27 protein-coding genes are annotated in these 24,585 nt (G+C 71.9%); 19 read left to right on the top strand and 8 right to left on the bottom strand.

Annotation, left to right across the window (positions count from 1 at the left end):
- The first annotated feature begins 34 nt into the window (after positions 1 to 34).
- A complete protein-coding gene (locus tag IE272_RS03055) occupies positions 35 to 847 on the top strand; it encodes a serine hydrolase domain-containing protein (RefSeq protein WP_190006197.1) in 813 nt (270 codons plus the stop codon).
- On the opposite strand, the gene IE272_RS03060 is transcribed toward IE272_RS03055, so the two are convergent.
- Positions 816 to 1,289, bottom strand: a complete 474-nt coding sequence (locus IE272_RS03060) for an ATP-binding protein (RefSeq protein ID WP_190006198.1) — start codon at positions 1,287 to 1,289, stop codon at positions 816 to 818. The genes IE272_RS03055 and IE272_RS03060 overlap by 32 nt on opposite strands.
- An 82-nt stretch (positions 1,290 to 1,371) precedes the next feature.
- Between IE272_RS03060 and IE272_RS03065 the strand changes: the two genes are divergently transcribed.
- From IE272_RS03065 to IE272_RS03095, 7 genes are all read left to right on the top strand, one after another.
- On the top strand, positions 1,372 to 2,196 hold the full coding sequence (locus tag IE272_RS03065; protein WP_190006199.1) for a helix-turn-helix domain-containing protein: 825 nt from the start codon (positions 1,372 to 1,374) through the stop codon (positions 2,194 to 2,196).
- Positions 2,180 to 2,449, top strand: a complete 270-nt coding sequence (locus IE272_RS03070; protein ID WP_190006200.1) for a DUF397 domain-containing protein — start codon at positions 2,180 to 2,182, stop codon at positions 2,447 to 2,449. Before IE272_RS03065 ends, IE272_RS03070 begins: the two co-directional genes overlap by 17 nt.
- A gap of 176 nt (positions 2,450 to 2,625) precedes the next feature.
- Positions 2,626 to 4,047 carry an MFS transporter gene (locus IE272_RS03075; RefSeq protein ID WP_190006201.1) on the top strand — a complete coding sequence of 474 codons (1,422 nt, stop codon included), beginning with the start codon at positions 2,626 to 2,628 and terminating at the stop codon, positions 4,045 to 4,047.
- A 28-nt stretch (positions 4,048 to 4,075) separates the two neighbouring features.
- Positions 4,076 to 4,579, top strand: a complete 504-nt coding sequence (locus IE272_RS03080; RefSeq protein ID WP_190006202.1) for a GNAT family N-acetyltransferase — start codon at positions 4,076 to 4,078, stop codon at positions 4,577 to 4,579.
- 42 nt (positions 4,580 to 4,621) lie between these two features.
- A complete protein-coding gene (locus tag IE272_RS03085; RefSeq protein WP_073958821.1) occupies positions 4,622 to 5,038 on the top strand; it encodes a hypothetical protein in 417 nt (138 codons plus the stop codon).
- Between the two features lie 115 nt (positions 5,039 to 5,153).
- Positions 5,154 to 5,867, top strand: a complete 714-nt coding sequence (locus tag IE272_RS03090; RefSeq protein ID WP_190006203.1) for a DinB family protein — start codon at positions 5,154 to 5,156, stop codon at positions 5,865 to 5,867.
- 235 nt (positions 5,868 to 6,102) lie between these two features.
- Positions 6,103 to 7,623, top strand: a complete 1,521-nt coding sequence (locus tag IE272_RS03095) for an FG-GAP-like repeat-containing protein (protein ID WP_190006204.1) — start codon at positions 6,103 to 6,105, stop codon at positions 7,621 to 7,623.
- A 57-nt stretch (positions 7,624 to 7,680) separates the two neighbouring features.
- Here IE272_RS03095 and IE272_RS03100 read toward each other — a convergent pair whose 3' ends face one another.
- Positions 7,681 to 8,340, bottom strand: a complete 660-nt coding sequence (locus IE272_RS03100; protein WP_190006205.1) for a pirin family protein — start codon at positions 8,338 to 8,340, stop codon at positions 7,681 to 7,683.
- A gap of 141 nt (positions 8,341 to 8,481) precedes the next feature.
- Between IE272_RS03100 and IE272_RS03105 the strand changes: the two genes are divergently transcribed.
- From IE272_RS03105 to fabF, 5 genes are all read left to right on the top strand, one after another.
- Positions 8,482 to 9,681, top strand: coding sequence for a PucR family transcriptional regulator (locus IE272_RS03105; RefSeq protein WP_007449388.1), 1,200 nt, complete (start codon positions 8,482 to 8,484; stop codon positions 9,679 to 9,681).
- A gap of 89 nt (positions 9,682 to 9,770) precedes the next feature.
- Positions 9,771 to 10,685 (top strand): ACP S-malonyltransferase, encoded by a 915-nt coding sequence (locus IE272_RS03110; RefSeq protein ID WP_050361332.1) that lies wholly within the window; start codon positions 9,771 to 9,773, stop codon positions 10,683 to 10,685.
- Positions 10,686 to 10,694: 9 nt separating this feature from the next.
- On the top strand, positions 10,695 to 11,726 hold the full coding sequence (locus IE272_RS03115; RefSeq protein ID WP_050361333.1) for a ketoacyl-ACP synthase III: 1,032 nt from the start codon (positions 10,695 to 10,697) through the stop codon (positions 11,724 to 11,726).
- Between the two features lie 63 nt (positions 11,727 to 11,789).
- Positions 11,790 to 12,038 carry an acyl carrier protein gene (locus IE272_RS03120; protein ID WP_007449394.1) on the top strand — a complete coding sequence of 83 codons (249 nt, stop codon included), beginning with the start codon at positions 11,790 to 11,792 and terminating at the stop codon, positions 12,036 to 12,038.
- A 76-nt stretch (positions 12,039 to 12,114) separates the two neighbouring features.
- A complete protein-coding gene (gene fabF, locus IE272_RS03125; protein WP_050361334.1) occupies positions 12,115 to 13,377 on the top strand; it encodes a beta-ketoacyl-ACP synthase II in 1,263 nt (420 codons plus the stop codon).
- A 120-nt stretch (positions 13,378 to 13,497) separates the two neighbouring features.
- Here the strand turns inward: fabF and IE272_RS03130 are convergent, their stop codons facing one another.
- Complete coding sequence (locus tag IE272_RS03130; RefSeq protein WP_050361335.1) at positions 13,498 to 13,992, bottom strand: DUF3145 domain-containing protein; 495 nt, start codon at positions 13,990 to 13,992, stop codon at positions 13,498 to 13,500.
- A gap of 400 nt (positions 13,993 to 14,392) precedes the next feature.
- On the opposite strand from IE272_RS03130, the gene IE272_RS03135 reads away from it, so the two are divergent.
- Positions 14,393 to 15,295, top strand: coding sequence for an SGNH/GDSL hydrolase family protein (locus tag IE272_RS03135; RefSeq protein WP_179890780.1), 903 nt, complete (start codon positions 14,393 to 14,395; stop codon positions 15,293 to 15,295).
- Positions 15,296 to 15,306: 11 nt separating this feature from the next.
- Positions 15,307 to 16,314 (top strand): aldose epimerase family protein, encoded by a 1,008-nt coding sequence (locus tag IE272_RS03140; RefSeq protein ID WP_190006206.1) that lies wholly within the window; start codon positions 15,307 to 15,309, stop codon positions 16,312 to 16,314.
- A gap of 23 nt (positions 16,315 to 16,337) precedes the next feature.
- Here IE272_RS03140 and IE272_RS03145 read toward each other — a convergent pair whose 3' ends face one another.
- The 4 genes from IE272_RS03145 to IE272_RS03160 all read right to left on the bottom strand — a co-directional run bounded on the left by IE272_RS03145 (position 16,338) and on the right by IE272_RS03160 (position 19,581).
- Positions 16,338 to 16,946, bottom strand: a complete 609-nt coding sequence (locus IE272_RS03145; RefSeq protein WP_032791275.1) for a LysE family translocator — start codon at positions 16,944 to 16,946, stop codon at positions 16,338 to 16,340.
- Positions 16,943 to 17,758 (bottom strand): EI24 domain-containing protein, encoded by an 816-nt coding sequence (locus IE272_RS03150; protein ID WP_057662464.1) that lies wholly within the window; start codon positions 17,756 to 17,758, stop codon positions 16,943 to 16,945. The genes IE272_RS03145 and IE272_RS03150 overlap by 4 nt, the downstream gene beginning before the upstream one ends.
- A gap of 273 nt (positions 17,759 to 18,031) precedes the next feature.
- Entirely contained in the window at positions 18,032 to 18,460 is a 429-nt protein-coding gene (locus IE272_RS03155) for an organic hydroperoxide resistance protein (RefSeq protein ID WP_007449407.1), read from the bottom strand.
- Positions 18,461 to 18,561: 101 nt separating this feature from the next.
- Positions 18,562 to 19,581 carry an NADP-dependent oxidoreductase gene (locus tag IE272_RS03160; protein ID WP_050361339.1) on the bottom strand — a complete coding sequence of 340 codons (1,020 nt, stop codon included), beginning with the start codon at positions 19,579 to 19,581 and terminating at the stop codon, positions 18,562 to 18,564.
- Positions 19,582 to 19,712: 131 nt separating this feature from the next.
- Between IE272_RS03160 and IE272_RS03165 the strand changes: the two genes are divergently transcribed.
- Positions 19,713 to 20,141: a MarR family winged helix-turn-helix transcriptional regulator gene (locus IE272_RS03165; RefSeq protein WP_050361340.1), complete on the top strand. Its 429-nt coding sequence runs from the start codon at positions 19,713 to 19,715 to the stop codon at positions 20,139 to 20,141.
- Positions 20,142 to 20,150: 9 nt separating this feature from the next.
- Here the strand turns inward: IE272_RS03165 and IE272_RS03170 are convergent, their stop codons facing one another.
- Positions 20,151 to 20,939: an SCO2400 family protein gene (locus tag IE272_RS03170; RefSeq protein ID WP_190006207.1), complete on the bottom strand. Its 789-nt coding sequence runs from the start codon at positions 20,937 to 20,939 to the stop codon at positions 20,151 to 20,153.
- A 285-nt stretch (positions 20,940 to 21,224) separates the two neighbouring features.
- Between IE272_RS03170 and IE272_RS03175 the strand changes: the two genes are divergently transcribed.
- The 3 genes from IE272_RS03175 to IE272_RS03185 all read left to right on the top strand — a co-directional run bounded on the left by IE272_RS03175 (position 21,225) and on the right by IE272_RS03185 (position 24,564).
- Positions 21,225 to 21,800: a hypothetical protein gene (locus IE272_RS03175; RefSeq protein ID WP_190006208.1), complete on the top strand. Its 576-nt coding sequence runs from the start codon at positions 21,225 to 21,227 to the stop codon at positions 21,798 to 21,800.
- Positions 21,801 to 21,926: 126 nt separating this feature from the next.
- Complete coding sequence (locus IE272_RS03180) at positions 21,927 to 22,964, top strand: rod shape-determining protein (RefSeq protein ID WP_007449412.1); 1,038 nt, start codon at positions 21,927 to 21,929, stop codon at positions 22,962 to 22,964.
- A gap of 61 nt (positions 22,965 to 23,025) precedes the next feature.
- Positions 23,026 to 24,564 carry a sensor histidine kinase gene (locus IE272_RS03185; RefSeq protein ID WP_190006209.1) on the top strand — a complete coding sequence of 513 codons (1,539 nt, stop codon included), beginning with the start codon at positions 23,026 to 23,028 and terminating at the stop codon, positions 24,562 to 24,564.
- Positions 24,565 to 24,585 lie beyond the last annotated feature (21 nt).

The raw sequence follows: 24,585 nt of genomic DNA on the forward strand, positions 1-24,585 counted from the left end.
CCCGTCGGCACGCGCGGCGGTTAGGCTCGGAGCCATGGAGAGCCTGCGCATCATCGACACCTGGCCGGTCACGACGGCGGCGGCCGCCGTCGTACGGTCGGACGGCACGGTCCTCGGCACGCACGGGCCGGCCGACCACCGCTTCCCCCTCGCCTCGGTCACCAAGCCGCTCGCGGCCTACGCGGCGCTGGTGGCGTACGAGGAGGGGGCGGTCGAGCTGGACGAGCCGGCCGGGCCCGAGGGCTCCACGGTGCGCCACCTCCTCGCCCACACCAGCGGCCTCGCCTTCGACGAGCACCGGGTGACGGCCCCGCCCGGCAACCGCCGCCTGTACTCCAACGCGGGCTTCGAGGTGCTGGGCGACCACATCGCGAAAGCGTCCGGCATCCCGTTCGCGGAGTACCTGCGCCAGGCCGTCCTGGAACCGCTGGCCATGACCTCGACCACACTGGACGGCTCCCCCGCCCGCGACGGCGTCTCCACCCTCGCCGACCTGGTCCGCTTCGCGGCCGAGGTGCAGGCCCCCCGCCTCCTCGACCCGCGTACGGTCCTGGAGGCCCAGACCGTCGTCCACCCGGGCCTCAAGGGCGTCCTGCCGGGCTACGGCCACCAGAGCCCGAACGACTGGGGCCTCGGTTTCGAGATCCGCGACTCCAAGTCCCCGCACTGGACGGGGAACACGTCCTCCCCTGCCACCTTCGGCCACTTCGGCCAGTCGGGCACGTTCCTCTGGATCGACCCGGTGGCGAGCGTCGCCTGCGTGGCGCTGACGGACCGGGCGTTCGGCCCGTGGGCCGCGGAGGCGTGGACGCCGTTCACGGACGCGGTTCTGGCCGAGCTGTCCTGAACCGGCTGCCGCCCTTCTCCGGTGGCGTCAGGCACTCGAACCAGACGGTCTTCCCGCTGCCGTCCCACTGCTTGATGATGCCCCACGCGTCGGTGACGGCGTTGACGAGGACGAGTCCCCGGCCCCCGTCGTCCAGCGGGTCACCCGTGATGGCGAGGGGCATGACGGTACTGCTGTCCGCGACCTCGACGCGGACGCCCTCGCCGCGCGGCAGCCGGAAGATGAAGGTCTGGCCGCGCCGGTCGGGCACGTGCCGCACGACGTTGGCGACCAGCTCGGTGAGCGCCAGCTCCGCCGCGTCGGCGAGGAACATCAGCTCCCACGCCTTGAGGTAGAGCCGCAGGATGCGGCGCAGATGCCGGGCGGAGTGCTCACCGAGGGCGAAGTCGGCGTGGTAGACGGGCTCCCCGGGATCCCTTCGGGGGATGAGTACGTGATTCATGTCACCAGGCTGCGACGCGATGGCTACGCTCGGCTACGTACCGAAACGAACGCCGCGAGGCGTTGCACCCGGAGGTCCATCCGTGGCCAACATCCAGACGCTCGATCCCGACGCCTCCCCGCTCGCCTACTACGGCGGGGAGTTGCGCCGCCAACGTGAAGCCCAAGGCCTGACGCAGCCTCAGTTGGGCACCATCATCTTCTGCACGGGCTCGCTGGTCGGCCAGATCGAGACGACGAAGAAGATCCCCACCCGGGACTTCTCTGAGCGCGTGGACGCGGCGCTGGGCACGGACGGGACGTTCTCACGGCTGGTGGGACTGGTGCTGCGGAGCCAACTGCCCACGTGGTTCCAGCCGTACGCGGACATGGAGGCGAAGGCCGCGTACATCTCGACGTACCAGGCGCAGGTGGTCTACGGGCTGTTGCAGACGGAGGAGTACGCGCGGGCGGTCCTGGCCACCGGCATGCCGGACGACCTGGAGGGTCTGCTCGCCGCCCGCATGGAGCGCCAACGGATCCTGGAGCGGGACAAGCCGCCGCTGGCCTGGGCGATCCTGGACGAGGCCGTGCTGTACCGGCCGATCGGCGGCCACGAGGTGATGAGGGCCCAACTGCAGAAGCTGTTGGACTGCGCGGCGCACCGTTGGATGCGGATCCAGGTGCTGCCCTTTGAGGCAGGTGAACACGCGAGCTTGGCAGGCTCGTTCAACCAGTTGCGCTTCGACGACGACCCGGAGGTCGTCTACACCGAGGACGTCATCTCCGGCCATATGACGGCCAACCCGGAGACGGTCAGGGAGGCCTCGCTCCGATACGCTCACCTCCAGGCCACCGCACTCTCCGTCGAGGAATCGGTGGCGCGGATCAGCCGCGTGATGGAGGAGCGTTATGGAGTACGGCCCTGACCTGACCAGCGCGGACTGGCGCAAGTCCAGCTACAGCGGAAACACCGGCGGCGACTGCGTCGAGTGCACCGTGACCGGCGGCGCGGCCTGGCGGACCTCCTCGTACAGCGGCAGCACCGGCGGCTGCTGCGTCGAGACCGCCGTCGGCTCCCCCTGCGGCTCTGTCCCCGTCCGCGACAGCAAGAACCCCACGGGCCCCGCGATCGTCCTCGGGGCGCACGCCTGGCAGGCGTTCGTGGACGGGCTGCGCTGACACGGCCGTCATCGGGAACAGGGCGGTACGGGCAACTGGCCCCCGTGCCGCCCTGCTTCACGTCGCACCCGCGCCAAATTCGGTTGCCCGCGCTTCGGCCCCTGGCATAGCTTCTCGCTGGCTCCGGGTGGTCCAGACCAAGCCTCGGGGTGTCGAGCCACGTCAACGGGACATCCATGACCTCGAAACAGGCCCTCCGACCCTCACCGAGCGACACTCGTCCGGGCATCTTCTCCCGGCAGTACGCGGCGGCCACGCTGACCTTCGCCACGGTGATGTTCCTGACCGGCTTCGCCGCGCTGGCCGTGGTGCCGACGCTGCCGACGGCGGCCGAGGACCTGAACGGGGTGTCGCTGTTCCCCCTGGTGGCGGGCAGCTTCGTGGCGGCCAGCCTGCTCGGCGGTGTGCTGGGCGGGCACTGGGCGGACCGCTCGGGCGCTCGGCGTCCGCTGGCCCTGGGCATGATCCTCTCCGTGGTGACGCTGCTGGTGTCGGCGTCCAGCGTCTCGATCTGGCAGTTGGTGATCGGCCGCTTCGTCGACGGTCTGGCAGCCGGGATGGTCGCGGTGTCCGTGACGACCGCAATCGGCCAGTCGTATCCGGAGTATCTGCGGCCCCGGATGCTCGCGATGATGAGCGCGAGCTGGATCATCCCGTCGCTGGTCGGGCCGCCGGTCGCCGGAGTGGTCGCCGAGGTGTGGTTGTGGCGGACGGTCTTCTACGGCCTGGCCGTGCTGACCGCGCTGCCCGCGATCGCCCTGGTCGCGGTGTTGAGGAAAGCCCCCTCCGGGGAGAGCGACCAGGCTGCGCCCGCCGACCTCCCGCCCGCCGAGGAACGCGCCTCCCGGCCGCCGCTGGTGGTCGCGGGGATGCTCAGCCTGGGCGCGGCGCTCGGCCAGTACGGCGTCTCGGGATGGGACGCGCGCCACCTGCTGTTCGTCGCCGCCGGCGTCGCGCTCCTGGTGGTCTTCGCACCCCGTCTGCTGCCGGAGGGCACCTGGCGCAGTGCCCGGGGGCTGCCGACCGCGGTGCTGCTGCGCGGGCTGACCTCCGGTACGTACTTCACCGTCGAGGCGCTGGTGCCGCTGATGCTGATCACGGAGCGGCGGGTGGCTGCGGTGACGGTCGGCGTGGCGTTCACGGCGTCCGCCGTGCTGTGGGCGGTCGCGTCGTGGGTGCAGGGCAAGCTGCTCCAGGACGTCGCCCGGCACCGGCTCGTCACGGTCGGTGCCCTGATCATGGCGGCGTCCGTCGCCTTCGCCGTGGTGGGCAGCTTCTCCGGTGTCTCCCCGCTGCTCGCGATGGCGGCCATGCCGCTGGCGGCGGTCGGGATGGGGATGCTCGATCCGTGCGTCACGGTGCTGTCGCTCGCCCACAGCGCGCCGGACCGGCTGGGCCACACCACCAGCGCGATGCAGACCAACATGAATCTCGGGCAGGTCGTCGTCCTGGCGTTCGCCACCGCCGTGCTCAACGCCGGGCTGGCCGCCGGGACGAGCCGGCTCGGCGGCTACGCGATCGCCTTCTCGCTCCTGCTCGTACCGACGCTGCTGGTCGCCGTCCTGGCCGTCCGCGCACGCAAGGACATACCCGGGTGACGGTGGGGCGGAATGGCAGAGTGGGGCCATGTCCACCTACGAGACCATGCCCTTCCACCTGGAGACCGAGCGGCTGATCCTGCGGCCGTGGGCCGAGTCGGACGCCGCCGAGTTCAGCGATCTGCTCGCCGAACGCGGCAAGGGGAAGCCTCCGGTCGAGCGCATCCGGACGTCCATAGGGGAGTTGCTCGCGGCGACGGAGACCACGGGGATCGCCCTGCTGCCCATCCAGCGCCGTGAGGAGGGCGACTTCATCGGCTACTGCGGGTTGATCATCGGCCGCTCCACCCTGGAGGAGCCCGAGATCGCGTACGAGCTGTTCCAGCGCGCCCACGGGCACGGCTATGCCACCGAGGCGGCCGGTGCGGTGCTCGAAGCCGCCGTCGCGACCGGGCGGAAGCGGCTCTGGTCGACCGTCGCCACGTGGAACACCGCGTCGTTCCGGGTCCTGGAGAAGCTCGCGTTCGAGCGGGACCACGTTTCCATGGAGGAGAACGGCGAAGTGGTGTGGCTCACCCGCACGTTGCCGTGAGGCGGATCGGCGGCCCGTCGCGCGCTGCTAGATTCTCCCGCCATGCGTTCACGCGAGTACGACCTCGAATTCCGGCAGCAGTCCACCCGTATACGTAACTGGGGAGCGGGTCTGCTGCTCCTGTCGGCCCTGTTGTGGGGCTGGTGCGCGATTCTGCTGCTCACGGATTACACGGTCGAGACACGCAGCGGCCGCACCGCCGAGTGCGAGGCGCGTCTGCTCACTGAGGGCGGCACGGCCAACGAGGGTCTGTGGAAGGGCGATTACTGCCAGGACGAACGCGACTGGCCCGAGGCGCTGCTCGTCCTGGGGCTGTCCCTCCCCGTGTCGCTCGTGGGGACCGCGCTGTTCACGACCGGCCAGGTGAGCCGGCGGATGAGCGGGCACTCCCAGGCGATGCGCGAGCTGGACCGGATCGCGGACCAGCGGGAGAAGCGGGAGAAGCACGCCGGGGCCTGACCGTTCTCCCGGCCGGTCGCGCCTGCCCGGGAATTCGGTCGCGCCCCGGGAGGCGAGCCGTTAACTTCCCTCCGTGCGCCGTGGATCGCGTGGCGCGACGACGAGGGAGCCACGTATGAGCGGCCAGGATCCGCGGACCGACCGGCTGAGCATTCTGATCGAGCAGTTCGACCAGGCGCGGGAAATGGCCCAGGTCCGGCTGAAGGGCCTCGGGGACGCGGAGTACCTGTGGGAGCCGGCCCCCGGCAGCTGGTCGATCCGGCGCCGGGACGAGGCGGTGACGCCGCGGGCGTACGGGCCCGGCGCGTGGGTCATCGACAAGGGGGCGCCGGAGATCCCGGCGAGCGAGTACGCGGAGGTCGCGCGGCAGGCGGCGGGCGGGATGTCCGTGGCGAAGATCGCCGAGGACTGGAGCGTGAGCGCCGAACGGGTCGAGGAGGTCCTCGCGTTCACCGGTGAGCCGGAGCCCGACGTCGTGCCGATCACCACCATCGCCTGGCGGCTGGGTCATCTGCACTCCGACTTCGCGGGCCGGTGGGAGTGGACCTTCGGCGAGCGACGGCAGGACCCGCATCTCCTGGTCGACTTCACACCGTCCGCCTCGTCGGCGCTGGACCGCTTCTGGGAGACGCTCGACCGCCATCGCGCGAGCATCGCCACGCTGACCGACGAGCAGCTCGACACGGTCGGCCTCTCGCAGTATCCGTACGGCTCCGACCCCGACGACGCGTACATCGGCGTTCTGGCCAACGCCAACCTGGAACTCATCCACCACATGGCCGAGATCGCACTGCTCCGCGACCTCTGGCGGGCCCGCCTCTCCGCATAGCCGGGCGGAATCCGGTCAGGGCCCAATGGTTGTAGTGACATAAACCACAGCGCCCCGTCGTCGAGTTTGCGCATTGTGCCCGATCTCGTCGAGGCGTATGTGATCAAGTCGTGTTTGAATCCCCACACTTGTGAACTTTCGCCTTGCGGGGCGGAGTTCGGAAGGCGGAAAGTTTCGCTCTTTCCGTACGGCTCATTACCGACGCATACCAGTGGGGGAAATCGTCGTGTCGCATATGCACAGTCGTAGATTCTGGACAGGCGGCATCGCCGTCGCCGCAACCCTGGCGGGGAGCTTCGTCGCCGCTCCCGCCATGGCCCTGCAGGGGGCTCCCGCCGATGCGGCGTCCTTCGGCCACACCGCGAGGATCGTCGTCGGCGCTTCCGAGCGCTCCTGCACGGGAACGCTCGTGAACCCGCGGTGGGTTCTCTCCGCCGCCAGCTGTTTCGCGGACGCCACGGGCGTCGTCCAGCCCGGCAAGCCCAAGGTCACGACCACCGTCACGGTCGGCCGCACCGATCTGACCCAGACCACGGGCGGGGCCGTCCGGACGGCCGTGGAACTCGTTCCGCACCCCGACCGGGACCTGGTCATGGTGAAGCTCGGCGTCGGCATCGCGAACGTGAAGCCGGTCGCCCTGGCCACCGCCCCGGCCACGGCCGACGAGAACGTGACCGCGGCCGGGTTCGGCCGGACGAAGACGACCTGGGTGCCCGACCGGCTGCACACCGCGTCGTTCACCGCCACCGGCGACGCCTCGGCGAACGTCTCGCTGACGGCCGTCGGCGACGCGGTGATCTGCCACGGGGACTCCGGCGGCCCGATCCTGCGCGAGACCGGCGGCAAGCAGGAGCTGCTCGCCGTCACCAGCAGGTCGTGGATGGGCGGCTGCGTCGGCACGCCGGCCACCGAGACCCGTACGGGAGCCGTCGCGACGCGCGTGGACGACGTACGCACCTGGATCACGAACACCGCGACCCCTGTCCCGGGCGACCTGACCGGCGACAACAAGCCCGACCTGGTCGCGGTCGACGACACCGGCAAGCTGTACGTCTACCCGGGCACCGGCACCGGCGCCCTCGGCTCGCGGACCCTCATCGGCACCGGCGGCTGGGCCGGCGCCGCGGTGACGCACCGGGGCGACTGGACCGGGGACGCCATGGAGGACGTCGTCGCCATCGTCGCGGGCGAGCTGCGCGTCTACCCCAACCTCGGCACCGGCACGCTGGGCTCCGCGATCAAGATCCTGACCGGGCTGCCCACCGACTCGAAGCTGGTGAACGCCGGGGACGTCAACCGGGACGGCCACCCCGACCTCCTCGTCCAGCACAGCAACAAGCTGTACATGTACGCGGGTAAGTCCGCGCCCACCCCGACCGTCGCCGCCCCGGTGGTCGTCGGCACCAGCGGCTGGGACGTCATGAACCTGTCGGCTCCCGGCGACGCCGACAAGGACGGCCGGGTCGACCTGCTGGCCCGGGACACCCGCGACGGCATCCTGTACATCTACCTCGGCCTGGCGAACAACCTGTTCGGCGACCGGACCGAGTACGGCCACGGGTACACCGTCACCAACCGCCCCCTGATCGCGGGCGCGGCCGACGCCGACCGCAACGGCGTCGCCGACATGTGGACCACCGCGGGCGACGGCACCCTGAAGTTCTACAAGGGCGGCAGCTCGATCCACGGCCCGATCGACGGGTCGAGCGTCGAGGTCGGCACGGGCGGCTGGGGCTCCATCAAGTCCATCAGCTGACCGACCGGAATCCATGAGGCCCCGCGTCCCCGCCCTGCGGCGGTGCGGCGCGGGGCCTCAACCCGCCAGCTCCCACACCAGCAGCTCCGCCGGCCCCGCCACCGCGACCGCTTCCAGGCCCTCCGCGCCGGTGATCCGGGCGGCGTCGCCGGGGCCCAGCTCCTCGTCGTCCAGGGCGACCCGCCCCCGCACCACGTGGACGTAGGCGCGCGCCGCGTCCGGGACCGCCGTGCGCTCGCCCCCGCTCAGGCGGCGGGCATGAAGCATCGCGCCCGCGCCGGGCAGGGCGTACGGGGTGGAGTCGGCGATGCCGGGGACGACCGTGTACGAGGGTTCGCCGCCCGGCTCCAGGGGGGCCAGCCACATCTGGAGGAAGGTCAACGGGGCCGTGCCGTCGTTGCGTTCGACGTGACGGACCCCGGAGGCGGCGCTCAGGTGGGCCACGTCCCCGGCGCGGACGACGGAGGCGTGGCCGGCCGAGTCGCGGTGGGTCAGCTCCCCCTCGACGACCCAGGTGACGATCTCCGTATGGCTGTGCGGGTGCTCCTCGAAGCCCGCGCCCGGGGCGAGGCGTTCCTCGTTGCAGGCCAGGACCGGGCCGAAGCGGAGGTTGTCCGGGTCGTAGAAGGGGCCGAAGGAGAGGGCGTGCCGGGTGACGATCCCGGCGGCCTCGTCCCCGCCCCGGTAGCGGTCATCGGACCGGTGCACGGAAATCACCCGGCCACGGTAGCCCGGGGGCGCCCGCCGTACGGTCGCGGGAGCGGCACGGTCCGCGTCAGGTGTTCGCCTACCCGCCGGTACGGGGCACCGTCGCCCCGGCCCACCGATCCACCGGCCCGATAAGGCAGTCTTGTCCTCGTGCCCCGACCCGATCCTGAGCAGCCCCCCGCCCACGACGCCCACCTGCACGCCGCGACCCTGAAACGGCTGGAGCAGTCCTCCGGCCGGCTGGCCGCGAACGCGATTGCCCGCATGGACGAATCGCTGCCGTGGTACCGGGCGATGCCTCCGGAGAACCGGTCCTGGATCGGCCTGGTCGCCCAGGCCGGTATCGCCGCGTTCACCGAGTGGTTCCGGCATCCCGAGACCCCGCAGGCCATCTCGACCGATGTGTTCGGCACCGCGCCGCGCGAACTGACCCGGGCCATCACCCTGCGGCAGACCGTGGAGATGGTGCGCACCACGATCGAGGTCATGGAGGCCGCGATCGAGGAGGTGGCCGCCCCGGGAGACGAGTCGCTGCTGCGGGAGGCGCTCCTCGTCTACGCGCGCGAGATCGCCTTCGCCACCGCTCAGGTGTACGCCCAGGCCGCCGAGGCCCGGGGCGCCTGGGACGCCCGGCTGGAATCCCTCGTGGTGAACGCGGTGCTCTCCGGCGAGGCCGACGAGGGGGCCGTGTCCCGGGCCGCCGCGCTCGGCTGGAACTCCCCCGAGCATGTGTGCGTCATCCTCGGCACCGCGCCCGACGGGGACAGCGAGCTGACCGTGGAGGCCATCCGGCGCGCCGCCCGGCACGCCAAGCTCCAGGTCCTCACCGGCGTCCTGGGCAACCGCCTCGTCGTCATCGCGGGCGGCAGCGACAACCCGCTCCAGGTCGCGAAGGGCCTGATCGGGCCGTACGCCGCCGGTCCGGTCGTGGCCGGGCCCGTGGTTCCGGACCTGCTGGCGGCCACCCGGTCCGCGCAGGCCGCGGCGGCCGGGCTGAAGGCGTGCCTGGCGTGGCAGGACGCTCCGCGACCGGTCCTGGCGGACGATCTCCTCCCGGAGCGGGCGATGGCCGGAGACCCGGCCGCGCGGGACCAGTTGGTGGAGGAGATCTACAGACCGCTGGAAGAGGCGGGCTCGGCGCTGCTGGAAACGCTGAGTGTCTATCTGGAGCAGGCGAGCAGCCTGGAAGGCGCCGCCCGGATGCTTTTCGTGCACCCCAACACCGTGCGCTACCGGCTACGACGTGTGACCGACGTCACCGGGTGGTCACCCTCCGATGTGCGCTCCGCGTTCACGCTGAGGATCGCCCTGATCCTGGGGCGCTTGGCCGCAGCGGATCCTCAGTCCTAGACTTTTGTTGGACTCCAACAATTCCCCCGACGGTTCTTCGTCCCTGTCCCCACGGGCGTCCGAAGCCGTCCACAAGAGAGAGTGTGAGGGTGCTCGTACTCGTCGCTCCCGGCCAAGGCGCTCAGACGCCCGGCTTCCTGACTCCCTGGCTCGACCTCCCCGGTGCCGCCGACCGCATCGCGGCCTGGTCCGATGCCATCGGGCTCGACCTTGCCCACTACGGCACGCGCGCCGACGCGGACGAGATCCGCGACACCGCCGTGGCACAGCCGCTCCTGGTCGCCGCCGGACTGCTCTCGGCAGCCGCCCTGGACGCCTCGCCGTCCGTCGTCGCGGGCCACAGCGTCGGTGAGATCACCGCCGCCGCGCTCGCGGGCGTCATCGACGACGAGGCCGCGCTGCGCTTCGTCCGCACCCGGGGGCTCGGCATGGCCGAGGCCGCCGCGGTCACCGAGACCGGCATGGCGGCCCTCCTCGGCGGCGACCCCGACGTAACGATCCCGCACCTGGAGAAGCTCGGTCTGACCGCGGCCAACGTCAACGGCGGCGGCCAGATCGTCGCCGCGGGCACCGCCGCCCAGATCGCCGCCCTGGAGGCCGACAAGCCCGAGGGCGTGCGCCGGGTCGTCGCGCTGAAGGTGGCCGGCGCGTTCCACACGCACCACATGGCTCCGGCCGTGGAGAAGCTGCGCGCGGCGGTCGGCGACCTCACGGTCTCCGACCCGACCGTGCGCTACGTTTCCAACGCCGACGGCCACACCGTGGCCACCGGCACCGAGGTCATCGCCCGGCTGGTCGGGCAGGTCGCCAACCCGGTCCGCTGGGACCTGTGCATGGAGACCTTCCAGTCGCTGGGCGTCACCGCACTCGTCGAGCTGAGCCCCGGCGGCACGCTGACCGGGCTCGCCAAGCGCGCGCTGCCCGGTGTGAAGACGCTCGCGCTCAAGACCCCCGACGACCTCGACACGGCCCGCGCGCTCATTTCCGAGCACGCAGGCGCCTAAGGAGCGAGCATGTCGAAGATCAAGCCCAGCAAGGGCGCCCCGTACGCACGGATCCTCGGGGTCGGTGGCTACCGCCCGACCCGGGTCGTGCCGAACGAGGTGATCCTCGAGACGATCGACTCGTCCGACGAGTGGATCCGCTCCCGCTCCGGCATCGTCACCCGCCACTGGGCCTCCGAGGAGGAGACCGTGGCCGCGATGTCGATCGAGGCGTCCGGCAAGGCCATCGCCGACGCGGGCATCGACCCCGAGCAGATCGGCGCGGTCGTCGTCTCGACCGTCTCGCACTTCAAGCAGACCCCGGCCGTCGCCACCGAGATCGCCCACAAGATCGGTGCGGGCAAGCCCGCCGCCTTCGACATCTCGGCCGGCTGCGCGGGCTTCGGTTACGGCCTCACCCTCGCCAAGGGCATGGTCGTCGAGGGCTCCGCGGAGTACGTCCTCGTGATCGGCGTGGAGCGGCTCAGCGACCTGACCGACCTGGAGGACCGCGCGACGGCCTTCCTGTTCGGCGACGGTGCGGGCGCGGTCGTCGTCGGCCCCTCCCAGGAGCCGGCCATCGGCCCGACCGTGTGGGGCTCCGAGGGCGACAAGTCCGAGACCATCAAGCAGACGGTGGCCTGGAACGACCTGCACGTCGGCGACGTCTCCAAGCTGCCGCTCGACTCGAAGGGCGAGATCAAGTTCCCGGCCATCACGCAGGAGGGCCAGGCGGTCTTCCGCTGGGCCGTCTTCGAGATGGCGAAGGTCGCCCAGCAGGCACTGGACGCGGCCGGGATCGCTCCGGAAGACCTGGACGTCTTCATTCCGCACCAGGCCAACATGCGGATCATCGACTCGATGGTGAAGACCCTGAAGCTGCCGGAGCACGTCACGGTCGCCCGTGACATCGAGTCCACCGGCAACACGTCCGCCGCCTCGATTCCGCTCGCGATGGAGCGGCTCCTGGCGACCGGTCAGGCGAAGAGCGGCGACACCGCGCTCGTCATCGGCTTCGGGGCGGGTCTCGTCTACGCCGCGACGGTCGTTACCCTCCCCTAGGCACACCGGACCTTTTGGTCCGTACGTACGAACCCTGAAGAAACCCACCGAAGGAGCGCCAAGATGGCCGCCACGCAGGAAGAGATCGTCACCGGTCTCGCCGAGATCGTCAACGAGATCGCCGGTATCCCGGTCGAGGACGTCCAGCTGGACAAGTCCTTCACCGACGACCTGGACGTCGACTCGCTGTCCATGGTCGAGGTCGTCGTCGCCGCCGAAGAGCGCTTCGACGTCAAGATCCCCGACGAGGACGTCAAGAACCTCAAGACGGTCGGCGACGCCGCCAACTACATCCTGAAGCACCAGGGCTGATCCCAGCCCGGCTGTGTCGCCACCCGGCGGTGGCGCCGCTGATTCACGACCCTCTACACGTGGAGAAGATTTTCCAGTGAACTCGACCAATCGCACCGTGGTCGTCACCGGTATCGGCGCAACCACTCCGCTGGGTGGCGACTCCGCATCGACCTGGGAAGGTCTGATGGCCGGCCGGTCCGGCGTCAAGCCTCTCGAAGGCGAGCGCTTCGCCGATCTGCCCGTCCGGATCGCCGCCCTCGCGGCCGTCGACCCGGGCGACGTCCTTCCCCGCCCGCTGGCCCGCAAGCTGGACCGCTCGGCGCAGTTCGCGCTGATCGCGGCCCGCGAGGCCTGGGCGGACGCGGGCTTCACCGCCAAGGCCGGCGAGGACGAGAGCATCGCGCCCGAGCGCCTCGGCTCGGTCATCGCCTCCGGCATCGGCGGCGTGATCACCCTGCTCGACCAGTACGACGTGCTGAAGGAGAAGGGCGTACGCCGCGTCTCCCCGCACACCGTTCCCATGCTCATGCCCAACGGCCCGGCGGCCAACGTCGGCCTGGAGGTCAACGCCCAGGCCGGTGTCCACACGCCCGTCTCCGCCTGCGCCTCGGGCGCCGAGGCGATCGGGTACGCCGTCGAGATGATCCGTACCGGCCGCGCCGACGTGGTCGTCGCCGGCGGCACCGAGGCGGCGATCCACCCGCTGCCGATCGCCGCGTTCGCCAACATGATGGCGATGTCCAAGAGCAACGACGAGCCCGAGAAGGCCTCGCGTCCGTACGACACCGGCCGGGACGGCTTCGTCCTCGGCGAGGGTGCGGGCGTCGTCATCCTGGAGTCGGCCGAGCACGCCGCCGCGCGCGGCGCGAAGGTCTACTGCGAGGTGCTGGGCCAGGGCCTGTCGGCCGACGCCCACCACATCGCGCAGCCCGAGCCCACCGGGCGGGGCATCGCCGCCGCGATGCAGAACCTGCTGGACTCCAGCGACCTCAAGCCGTCCGAGGTGGTCCACCTCAACGCGCACGCCACGTCGACGCCGCAGGGCGACCTCGCCGAGATCAAGGCGCTGCGCAAGGTGCTGGGCGACGACCTCGACCACGTCGCGATCTCCGCGACGAAGTCGATGACGGGTCATCTGCTGGGTGGCGCGGGCGGCATCGAGACCGTGGCGACGGTCCTGGCGCTGCACCACCGCATCGCTCCGCCGACCATCAACATCGACGAGCTCGACGAGGCGATCGACGCGGACATCGTGCGCGGCGAGCCTCGGGTGCTGCCCGAGGGGCCGATCGCGGCGATCAACAACTCGTTCGGATTCGGTGGGCACAACGTGGTGCTGGCGTTCCGGTCCGTGTGACGCTTTGCGCAGTGAAGCCCGCTTCCCGGGGTCCGGGAGGCGGGCTTCGTCGTTCTTCGGGGCTCTGCCCCGGACCCCGCTCCTCAATCGCCGGAGGGGCTTGAGCTTGCGCCCCGGCAGCTAGACGACCTGGTGCAGCCAGCGAACAGGCGCACCCTCGCCCGCGTGGCGGAAGGACTCCAGCTCGTCGTCCCACGGCTTGCCGAGGAGCGAGGCGATCTCGGTCTCCAGGTCGCTCTCGCCGCGCACCGACCGGGCCAGCGCGGCCCGCAGCCGGTCCTCGGGGACCAGGATGTCGCCGTGCATGCCGGTGACGGCGTGGAAGATGCCGAGGCCGGGGGTGGAGCTGTAGCGCTCGCCCTCGGCGGTGGGGCACGGCTCGGCGGTCACCTCGAAGCGCAGCAGGTCCCAGCCGCGCAGGGCGGAGGCGAGCTGCGAGGCGATGCCGGCGCGGCCCTTCCAGGAGAACTCGGACCGCCAGGTGCCGGGGGCGGCCGGCTGTCTGATCCAGTCCAGCTGGACCCGCACACCGAGAACGCCCGCCACTGCCCACTCGACATGTGGGCACAGCGCGCGCGGTGCGGAGTGAACGTACAGGACTCCACGTGTCGTCACCGGAACCTCCCGTGTGGGACGAGGTACGCCTTCCCCAGCGGCCTCGCGCCCGTACCGCCTTTATCCGGCCGGCTCCCGAGGTTGTCATCAGTAAACAGCATCGGGAGTTAATCTCCTGAAAAGGGACAGTATGTGACGTGACGTAATGTACCGGAGCCGCCCGTGTGTACGCGGGCGGGCGGGACGCCACTGGTCCGACGGGGAAAAGCTACCGTGCGCCGGGGCCGTCCGTGTGACGTACCGTCGGTCTCGGGCCCCTGATTCGCCGGCTTTCACCCGGCAGGGCGCGCAGAGCCCCGACCTGGGGATCGTGTGCTTGCCGGGGGCATGTCCAGAGGCATAAGCCAAGGGTTGACCGGAGGGGATCCGACCGATGCCGGAGCGTGCGACACGCCCACGAATGCGTACCACTGCCGCCGCGCTGACGGCACTCTCGTGCGTCGGCGTCGCCGCACTGGCCGGATGCAGCTCCGACGGCGCGGAGGGCGGCGTGTCGCGGAACGCGCCCGCGGCCACGCGCGGCGCCTCGCCCTCCCCCTCCCCCACCCCGGACTGGAACCCTCGGCCCGGGTCGGTCGCGGCGGTCGGGGACTCGATCACCCGGGGCTTCGACGCGTGTTCGGTGCTGGCCGACTGTCCCGAGGTGTCGTGGGCGACCGGGTCGGACGACGCGGTGCGCAGTCTCGCGGTCCGGCTGCTCGGCCCGTCGAAGGCGGCGGACCGCAGCTGGAACCACGCGGTGTCGGGGTCCCGGATGGTGCAGTTGCCCGAGCAGATGGCGCTGGCGGCGAAGGAGCGGCCGGAGCTGGTGACGGTGATGACGGGTGCGAACGACGCGTGCCGGGACTCGGTGCGGCTGATGACGCCGGTGGCGGACTTCCGGGCGTCGTTCGAGGCGTCGATGCGGCAGTTGCGGGCCGGGGCCCCGAAGGCGCAGGTGTACGTCTCCAGCGTGCCGGACCTCAAGCGGCTCTGGTCGACGGGGCGGGTGAACGAGCTGGGCAAGAAGATCTGGCAGCTCGGGATCTGCCAGTCGATGCTGGCCGACGCGGACGATCTGGGGCCGGCGGCCGTGGCCCGGCGGGACGCGGTGCGGGAGCGGGTCGTCGCGTACAACGGGGTGCTGCGGGACGTGTGCGCGAAGGACCGGTACTGCAGGTACGACGGCGGCGCGGTGTTCGACTTCCGCTTCACCGGGACGCAGCTCAGCAAGTGGGACTGGTTCCATCCGAGCCGCGACGGCCAGGCCCGGCTGGCGGAGATCGCCTACCGCAACATCACGGACCCTCAGCCGCCCGCGTAGGGTCGGTGACCATGACCACCAGCACGGGCACGGCGACGTACACGGAAGATTTCGGCGCTCTCGCGGACGGGTCGCCGGTCCGCCGGTGGACGCTGGAGCGGGACGGGGTCCGGGTGCGGGTCCTGACCTACGGCGCGATCGTGCAGTCGGTCCGGGCCCCGGGCCGGGACGGCTCCCGTGCCGCGGTGGCGCTCGGGCTGCCGGACGTCGCGGGCTACGAGAAGTTCCCGGCCCCCTACTTCGGTGCGGTGGTCGGGCGGTACGCGAACCGGATCGGGGGCGCGTCGTTCGTCCTGGACGGGCGCACGCACCGCCTGACGCCCAATGAGGGCGGCACCCATCTGCACGGCGGGGCCAGGGGCTTCGACAAGCGGGTGTGGGACGCGGTGGCGGTCCCGGACGGAGTGCGGCTGTCCCTGGTCTCGGCGGACGGGGACGAGGGGTATCCGGGGCGGCTGGACTTCTCGGTGACGTACACCCTGGAGCCCGGCGGGACGCTGCGGCTCGACTACCGGGCGGTGACGGACGCGCCGACCGTGCTGAACCCGACCAGCCATCTGTACTGGAACCTGGCGGGCGCCGACAGCGGGAGCGCGCTCGGGCAGCAGCTGCGGATCGCGGCGCGTGAGGTGACCCCGGTGGACGCGGCGTCGGTGCCGACCGGTGAGCTGCTGCCGGTGGCCGGGACCCGGTTCGACTTCCGGGGGATGCGGGCGGTGGGCGCGGGCTATGACCAGAACTTCGTGCTGGAGGAGGGGACGGCGGCCGCGGACGCCGTCGCCGCCGAGCTGTACGACGCGGCGTCCGGGCGGGTGCTGACGGTGCGGACGACCGAGCCGGGGCTCCAGCTGTACACGGCCGACCACTTCGACGGTCAGCCGTTCGGGCCGTGTGCCGGGATCGCGCTGGAGACCCAGCATTTCCCCGACTCGCCGAACCGGCCGGAGTTCCCGTCCACGGTGCTCCGGCCGGGCGAGGAGTTCACCTCGCGCACCGAGTACGCGTTCTCGGTGCGCTGAGACCTCCTCCTTCGGCACTCCGCTCAGCGGGCCAGGCCCAGGGTGACGCCGAGGCCTACCAGGACCGAGCCGATCGAACGGTTCAGGGCCTTCTGGCGGCGCAGCATCGCACCGCGCAGCTTGGAGTGCGAGAAGAACAGCGCGACGAGGGCGAACCAGCCGAGGTGGGCGGCCGACATGAACAGGCCGTAGCCCGCCTGCTGCCACAGGGCGGTGTCGGGCCCGACGACCTGGGTGAAGGTCGCGACGACGAACAGCGTCGTCTTCGGGTTGAGGGCGTTGGTGAGGAAGCCGCTGCGCAGCGCCCCGAACGGGGAGAGCCCCGGCCGGTCCGTCAGGTCGACGTCGAGGTCGGCGCGGGCCAGGAAGGTGCGCACCCCGATGTAGATCAGATAGGCGGCGCCCGCCAGTTTGACCGCGGTGAACAGGGCGGTGGAGGAGGCGATGAGCAGCCCGACGCCGAGCATCGTGTACGTGACGTGGACCAGGACGCCCGCCGCGACGCCGGTGGCCGCGAGGACGCCGGTGGTGCGCCCGTACAGATAGCTGTTGCGCACGACCATCGCGAAGTCGGCGCCCGGCGAGATGACCGCGAGGACGGTGATGGCGGCGACCGCCAGCAGTTCGGTCATGCGGACCACGCCCGGGGGGCCGGTGCGTCACCGCTGTCGGCGGTGCCGGGCCCGGGGCCCGGGTCCGGCGCCGCGTCCGGGTCCACCAGGTCGCGGGCGAGGAGGGTGGCCCCGGCGACGGCTCCCGGCATCAGGAACACCGCGACGAACGGGACGAGGAAGGCCAGGGTCAGCGGGACGCCGAAGCCGAGCACCAGCATCCGGCGTCCGCGCAGCAGGACGAGGCGGTCCTTGAGGATCATGCCCCGGCGCTGGAGGGCGACGGCGGTCAGCTCCTCGGCCAGGAAGTAGCCGGATACGCAGAAGCCGATCGCGGGGACGACGGTCTGCCCGATGACGGGGATGAAACCGCAGGCGAAGAGGATGATCCCGTAGAGGGCGACGCGCAGCAGGATGCGCAGGGAGTCGCGCGCGGAGATCCACAGTTCCCGCCAGAGCGGCAGCCCGGACTCGGGGACGTCGCCGCCCTCGCTGCGGTCGACCTCTTCGGAGAGCGACTCGTAGAAGGGCTGGCCGACCAGGAGGGTGACGGCGGTGAAGGTGATGACCGCGAGGAACAGGCCGAAGACGAAGACGAGAGCGGTCAGCCCGGTGCGCAGGATTCCCTGCCAGGGCGAGGACCAGTCGTCGGCGAACGGAGTCGCCCAGCCGACGAAGTCGTCGGCCCCGTAGCCGAGTCCGATCAGCGCTCCGGCGTAGACGACGAGGGTGACGAGTCCGGGCAGCAGCCCGAATCCGAACCATCGTCCGTGTTGGGCAACCCAGCGTTGCCCCTTCATCAAGTAGCCGAAACCCGCCCCGAGATCACTCATGGGCGTCAGCGTACTGGCGTGCGGAAAGCGGTAGGGGGGCGCCTTGGCGATCAGGCCGGATCAGGGAGCGGGGTCTGGTGCCGTACATCGCAAGGCGGAGGAGGGAGTCATGGCGGAGCCATGGCGACCGACGACAACGCCGCGAGGTGCGGCACCAGACCCCGCGAGCCCGGCCTGATCGCCAAGGCGCCCCCCTGGGACCGCACCCCGGAGTGGGGTGCGGTCCTCGACACGGCGCTGTGGTCAGCGGCGCTGTCGTCAGCAGCTCTGTGGTCAGGCGACCGAGAGCGCGACGTTGATGTTGCCGCGGGTGGCGCTCGAGTACGGGCAGACCTGGTGGGCCTTCTCGATGAGCGCCTGCGCGGTGGCGGCGTCGACGTTCGGGATGGAGGCGCTGATCGCGACCTCCAGGCCGAAGCCGCCGGCCTCCGTCTTGCCGATCGAGACCGAGGCGGTCACGGTCGAGCCGGAGATGTCGGCCTTCTCCTGGCGGGCGACGACGCCCAGCGCGCCCTGGAAGCAGGCGCTGTAGCCGGCCGCGAAGAGCTGCTCGGGGTTGGTGCCCGCGCCGCTGCCGCCCATGGCCTTCGGCGGGTTGACGACGACGTCGAGCTGACCGTCGTCGGAGGAGACCCGCCCGTCGCGGCCGTTCTCGGCGGTGGCGACGGCGGTGTAGGCGACGTCGATCTTCTGGATGGTCATGATGTGAGGATTCCTCCGGTTGGTGCGCCGCGACTCGCGCCCACGGATCGCGACGGCCTGCGGACGAGCCTAACGCGTGACCGTGACCGGCAGGGAGCGGGTCAGACCAGGGAAACGATCATCTTGCCGGTGTTCTCGCCGCGCAGCAGTCCCACGAAGGCGTCGTAGCCCTGCTCGATGCCCTCGACCGTCGTCTCCCGGTACTTCAGCTCGCCCGAGGCCAGCCAGCCGGCGACCTCCTGGACGAACTGCGGCTGGAGGTCGGAGTGGTCGCTGACGAGCATGCCCTGGAGGCGCAGCCGCTTGCCGATGATCAGCGCCATGTTGCTCGGGCCGGGGGTCGGCTCGGTCGCGTTGTACTGGGCGATCATTCCGCAGATGGTGGCGCGGCCGTGCACGTTGAACGAGGAGATCGCGGCTTCGAGGTGCTCGCCGCCGACGTTGTCGAAGTAGACGTCGATGCCGTCGGGGGCGGCTTCCCTGAGCTGGTCGCGGACGGGCCCGTTCTTGTAGTTGAACGCGGCGTCGAAGCCGTACTCCTCGACGAGGAGCTTGACCTTCTCGTCGGAACCGGCGGAGCCGATGACCCGGGAGGCGCCCTTGAGCTTCGCCATCTGGCCGACCTGGCTGCCGACGGCGCCGGCCGCGCCGGAGACGAAGACCGCGTCGCCCTCCTTGAAGGAGGCGACGTCGAACAGGCCCGCGTAGGCGGTGAGCCCGGTCATGCCGAGCACGCCGAGGTAGGCGGAGAGCGGGGCGAGGTCGGGGTCGACCTTGACCGCGTGCTTCGCGGGCACGTCGGCGATCTCGCGCCAGCCGAGGCCGTGCAGGACGTGGTCGCCGACGGCGAAGCCCTCGGCGTTCGAGGCGATGACCTCGCCGACCGCGCCGCCGTCCATGGGGTGGTCGAGCTTGAACGGCGGGGTGTAGGACTTCACGTCGTTCATCCGGCCGCGCATGTACGGGTCGACCGAGAAGTACTTGTTGCGGACGAGGACGCGGCCCTCGGCCGGAGCGGCGACCTCGGCCTCGCGCAGCGCGAAGTCCTCGGCCTTGGGCCAGCCGTGCGGGCGGGCGACCAGGTGCCATTCACGGCTGGACGTGGGAAGTGCTGCAGACATGGGCTCGGGTTCTCCTCAATGTCATACGAGGGGTGCGCTTCCGCGCCCGATGGCGCGAAAAGCTTCATGACATGAAACAACCATGCTCCTGAATATTTCATGATGTCAAGTAAATCGGTACGCTGTGATCCATGACCACTCGCACAGACCCCCTGACCCTCGAGGTCGTCGAGCTCATCGGATCCGTCGTGGCGCGCTACCACGAGGAGTACGACCGGGCCGCCGCCGAGCACTCCCTCACCGGGGCGCAGGCACGGGTCCTCGGGCTGCTCTCGCTGGAGCCCCTGCCGATGCGGAAGATCGCCCTCAGGCTGAAGTGCGAGCCGTCCAACGTCACCGGGATCATCGACCGGCTGGAGACCCGCGAGCTGGTCGAACGCAGGCCCGATCCGTCCGACCGGCGGATCAAGCTGGCCGCCGCGACGGAGAAGGGCAGGCGCACCGCCCGTGAGCTGCGGGACGCGCTGGACTTCGCCCGGGAGCCGCTGGCCGGCCTCTCCGACGCCGAGCGCACGGTCCTGCGGGACCTGCTGCGCCGGATGCTGGGCGAGGCCGACTGACCGCTGTACCTACGTGCACCACCACAGGAAGCGGGTGCAGGTCGGCGACGGCGTGGGGGTGGGCGTCGGCTCCGCCGGGGGCGGCGGGGGTGCGGGCGCGGTCGTCGGCTCCCGGGGGTCGTCCGGCTCCGGCGGATCGGCGGGCGGGCTGTCGGTGGCGTCGGACGGGGCCGTGTCGTCGGGGTCCGGGGAGGCGGTGGGCTCGTCCGGGTCGGAGGCCACGGTGCTCGGCGCACCGGAGGGGCTCCCCCCGCGCGTGCCGACCGGTGAGGCGTCCGTCGCGGGGCCCGCGGTCGCCCCGGTCCGGGAGGCGACCGGGCCGGGATCGCGGGGCTCGTCGGCGGACTCCTCCTCCGACGGGACCCCGGACGGCTCGGACGGCGACTCGCGTACGAAGTCGGCGGCGGTGTCGTCCCGCCCGGGCTCCATGGCCAGCTCCGCGAGGCTCAGCGCACCCGCCGCGAGGAGCAGCCCGAGGGCTCCGAGCAGGACGGTCCGGCCGCGCCGGCGATGGCCGCCCCGGGCCCGCCGGCGCGAACCGGGGCGGGCGTCGGGCCGGCCCCCGGCGCCGCGGCGGGCATCACGTCGGGCGTCGAGCCGGGCATCACGCCGGGTGCCACGTCGGGCGCCGCCCGCGCCGGAGGGCGCGGCCGTACCGTCCGGCGCGTCACGCGCACCCGGTGCGGGGCCGGCGGGCGCGGGCACGGCATAGGGGCCCAGCGCCTCGGCGGGCGTACCGCACCCGGCGCAGGCCAGAGCTCCGTTGAGATGCCGTCGGCACGGGTGGCAGTAATCCATGGCGCCCGCAGGTTAGGCGCGCGCGGAACAACCAGGGAAGCCGCACAGGTGAGGATCCTGTGAGGAAGACCGACCGGCAATCGGGGGGTGGGGGAAGGAGCGGGGCTGGGTGCGTGTAGCTGCAAGGCGGAGGATTGAGTCAACGCGGAGCGTTGATGATTGACGACAACGCCGCAGATGCGCGTGCCCAGCCCCGCGACGCCGCCCCCCGATTGCCGGTCGGTCTGAGATCGGATTCCGGTGACAGCCGGTCCGATACGCCTGACACGCGGGAGGATGGGCGGCATGACCGCTCCCGCCCCCTTCGGCCCCCTCCAGTTCCAGCTCGTCCTGCTGCGCCGGATGGCCGACCATCAGCCCGGCCTGGTCGAGGAGGCCCGGCACGAGCTGAGCGCCTCCCTCGCCGATATGCGGGAGGCCAACCGGCGCTGGCAGGCCATGGTGCGCGCGCCCCGGGGGCGGGGATCGCTGCGGCGCTACCGGTCCGTGCTCGGCGAACCGGAGGCGGCCCTGCCGCGCCGGGTCGGGGACCTGGAGTGCGAGGCGCTGCTGTGGCCGGTGCCGCTCTGGCCCGACCTGCGGTTCGAGGTGATGGCCGGGCCCGGCGGGGCCGTGTGGAACGAGTGGCTGGTGCGGGCCCCGGGCGCGCCCGGACCGGAGCTGACCTCCCCCGACGCACTGCGCCCGTGGTCGTGCACCGTGGACGAGGCGGCCCGCGCCTTTCCCCCGGCCCGGCCGATGGAGGGCAGCGCCCCGACCCGGTGGTCGCTGGCCGTCACCGACCCGGTCACCGGCCGGGAGCGGGTCGCGGAGTTCGCCTGGGGCCTGTTCCAGCGGCTGCTTCCGGGCACGCCGACCTGAGGAACCGTCAGCTCCGGCCCCCTTACGGCGCATCTCAGCGCGCGCGACGGGAGGGAGAGCGCGACCATGCAAGGAGAGACCGGCTGCCGCCGGTGCCCCCCATCCGCGCTCTCGGGAGAACTCGCCGTGACCGTCAGCCTTGAGCAGTTGCAGCGTTGCCATGTCGCCGTCGATCTCGGGGCCGCGAGGACCCGGGTGTACGTCAAGGGGCTCGGGCTCGTCGTCGACGAACCGAGCGTCGCCGCCGTCAACACCCGTACCGGCTCCCTCATCGCCGTCGGCGCGCTCGCCGAGCAGATGACCGGCCGCACCCCCGCGTACATCCGGGTGGCCCGTCCGGTCTCCGGCGGCACCGTCGTCGACATCGAGATGGCCCAGCGGATGCTGCGCCACCTGCTGGGCGACAAGCTCCGCCGCCAGTTGCGCCGCAAGCCCCGGCTGCGCGCCGCCGCCTGCACCCCGCACGACGCCGATCCGCTGGCCCAGCGCGCGACGGTGGAGACCCTGGTCGGGCTCGGCGCCCGCCGGGTCGAGCTGGTGGACACCCTGATCGCGGCGGCCGTGGGCTGCGGGCTGCCGGTCGAGCAGCCGACCGCCACCATGATCATGGTGTGCGGGGCCGCCACCACGCAGATCGCGGTGCTCTCGCTCGGCTCGATCGTGACCGCCGTCCGGATCCCGGTGGGCGGCAACGCGATCGACGAGGCGATCATCCAGCATCTGCGCCAGCACCACGAGCTGCTGCTCCCGAGCCAGTCCGTACGCCCGCTCCAGCTGGCGCTGCACGGCAACGGTCTCCAGCTGACCGGCCCTGCCCTCACCGAGATCCACGGCCGTGACGTGGCGACCGGTCTGGCCCGCTCGGTGCAGGTCGACACCGCCGCCGTACGGCAGGCCATCCACACCCCGCTCACCGCGGTGCTCGACGGGGTGGGCAAGGTGCTCCGCGACTGCCCGCCGGACCTGGTGGCCGATCTCGCGGACCGGGGAATCATGATGGTCGGCGGCAGCGCGCTGCTCCCGGGCCTCGACCAGATGCTGCGCGACGCGACCGGGATGCCGGTGCACATCGCCGAGCGCCCCGACGTCTGCTCGGTGCTCGGCCTCGGCGCGATGCTGGACGGCAAGATCCAGCCGATGGTCCTCAACCCGCTGGCGGGGTGAGCGCGTCGGCACGGACCGGGCGGTGGAGCGGCCTGCGCGGACGGCGCGGGTGAAGGGGCCCGTGGAGCCAGGCCCGTCCGCCGTCGGGCGGCTGCCGGTCCTCCTGGAGGCGGTCCTCAACGTCGGCAGCGACCTGGAGCTGGGCTCCACCCTCCAGCAGATCGTGGACGCCTCCACCGCCCTCACCGGGGCCCGCCACGGTGCGCTCGGGGTGCTCGACCCGGACCGGGACCGGGTCGAGGAGCTGTACACCGCCGGGATGACGGAGGCGGAGCGGCGTCATCTCGACCTCTTCCCCGACGACTCCTGCGGGGGGCCGGCCGCCCTGATCGAGGAGGACCGGCAGGCCCGTCCGCCCGGCCGTCCTCCGGCGCGGAGCTTCCTCCGGGCGCCGATCCCGGTCCATACCGAGGTCTTCGGGCATCTCTGCGTCGCCGAGAAGCCGTCGGGGCCGTTCGACGACACGGATCTGGCCCTGCTGCGGGTCCTCGCCGCCCAGGCGGGCATCGCGATCGGCAACGCCCGGCTGTACGGGACGGCCCGGCAGCGCGAGCGCTGGATCGCGGGCGCGGCGGCCGTCACCACGGCCCTGCTGACCGGTACCGACGCGGCCGACGCGCTGATGACGGTGGCCGAGCGGGCCCGGGTGCTGGCGGGCGCGTCGGCCGGGGTGATCCTCCAGCCGACGGAGGAGGGCGGGATGGAGATCGTCACCGCGTCCACGCCGGACGATCCGGCGGGCATCGTCGGCACGGTGATCGAGCCCGGTTCCCCGGTGCTGGTGCAGCTGCTCGGCGGCGAACCGGTCTTCGTCGAGGACTCGGCCACCGATCCCCGGATGACCACCGGCGTACGCTCCCGCTTCGGGCCGAGCATGATGCTGCCGCTGCAGAGCGGCGGGCGGCTCATCGGCACCCTCGCCCTGCCCCGGCGGCGCGGTGAGCGGCCCTACACGGAGATGGACAAGCTGCTGGCGACCCAGTTCGCCTCGCAGGCGGCGCTGGCCCTGGTGCTGGCGGACGCGCAGGCCGACCGGGAGCAGCTCGCGGTGTACGAGGACCGCGACCGGATCGCCCGTGACCTGCACGATCTGGTGGTGCAGCGGCTTTTCGCCACCGAGATGATGCTGGAGTCGACCCGCCGCCGGGCCGCGTCGGAGGAGACCGGCGGCGACGGAAAGACGGAGGCCGGTGAGCTGCTGGGGCGGGCCGTGGACGAGCTGGACTCCACCATCCAGGAGGTCCGCACCGCGATCTTCGCGCTCCAGCAGCCGCCGGCCGGGGCCCCGAGCACCTTCCGGGGCCGGGTGCTGCGGGAGACCGGGGGCGCGGCGGCCCTGCTGGGCTTTCCGCCGTCGGTGCGGTTCGCCGGGGCGGTGGACGCGCTGGTGGGCGAGGAGACGGGGCGGGAGCTGCTGGCCGCCCTGCGCGGGGCGCTGGCCGCCGCACACCGCAGGCCCGGGGTGTCGGCCATCGAGGTGGAGGTGGACGCCACGGTCCGGCTGCCGGACGGGCGGAGCGGGGTGCGGCTGGTGGTCGCGGACGACGGGCGCGGCGAGGACGGCCGTCCGACGACGGTGACCTGGCAGGCCCCGGTCTGACCCGGGGCCACCGGCGGGGCG

The sequence above is a fragment of the Streptomyces anulatus genome (genome assembly GCF_014650675.1).
GTDB lineage: Bacteria > Actinomycetota > Actinomycetes > Streptomycetales > Streptomycetaceae > Streptomyces > Streptomyces anulatus.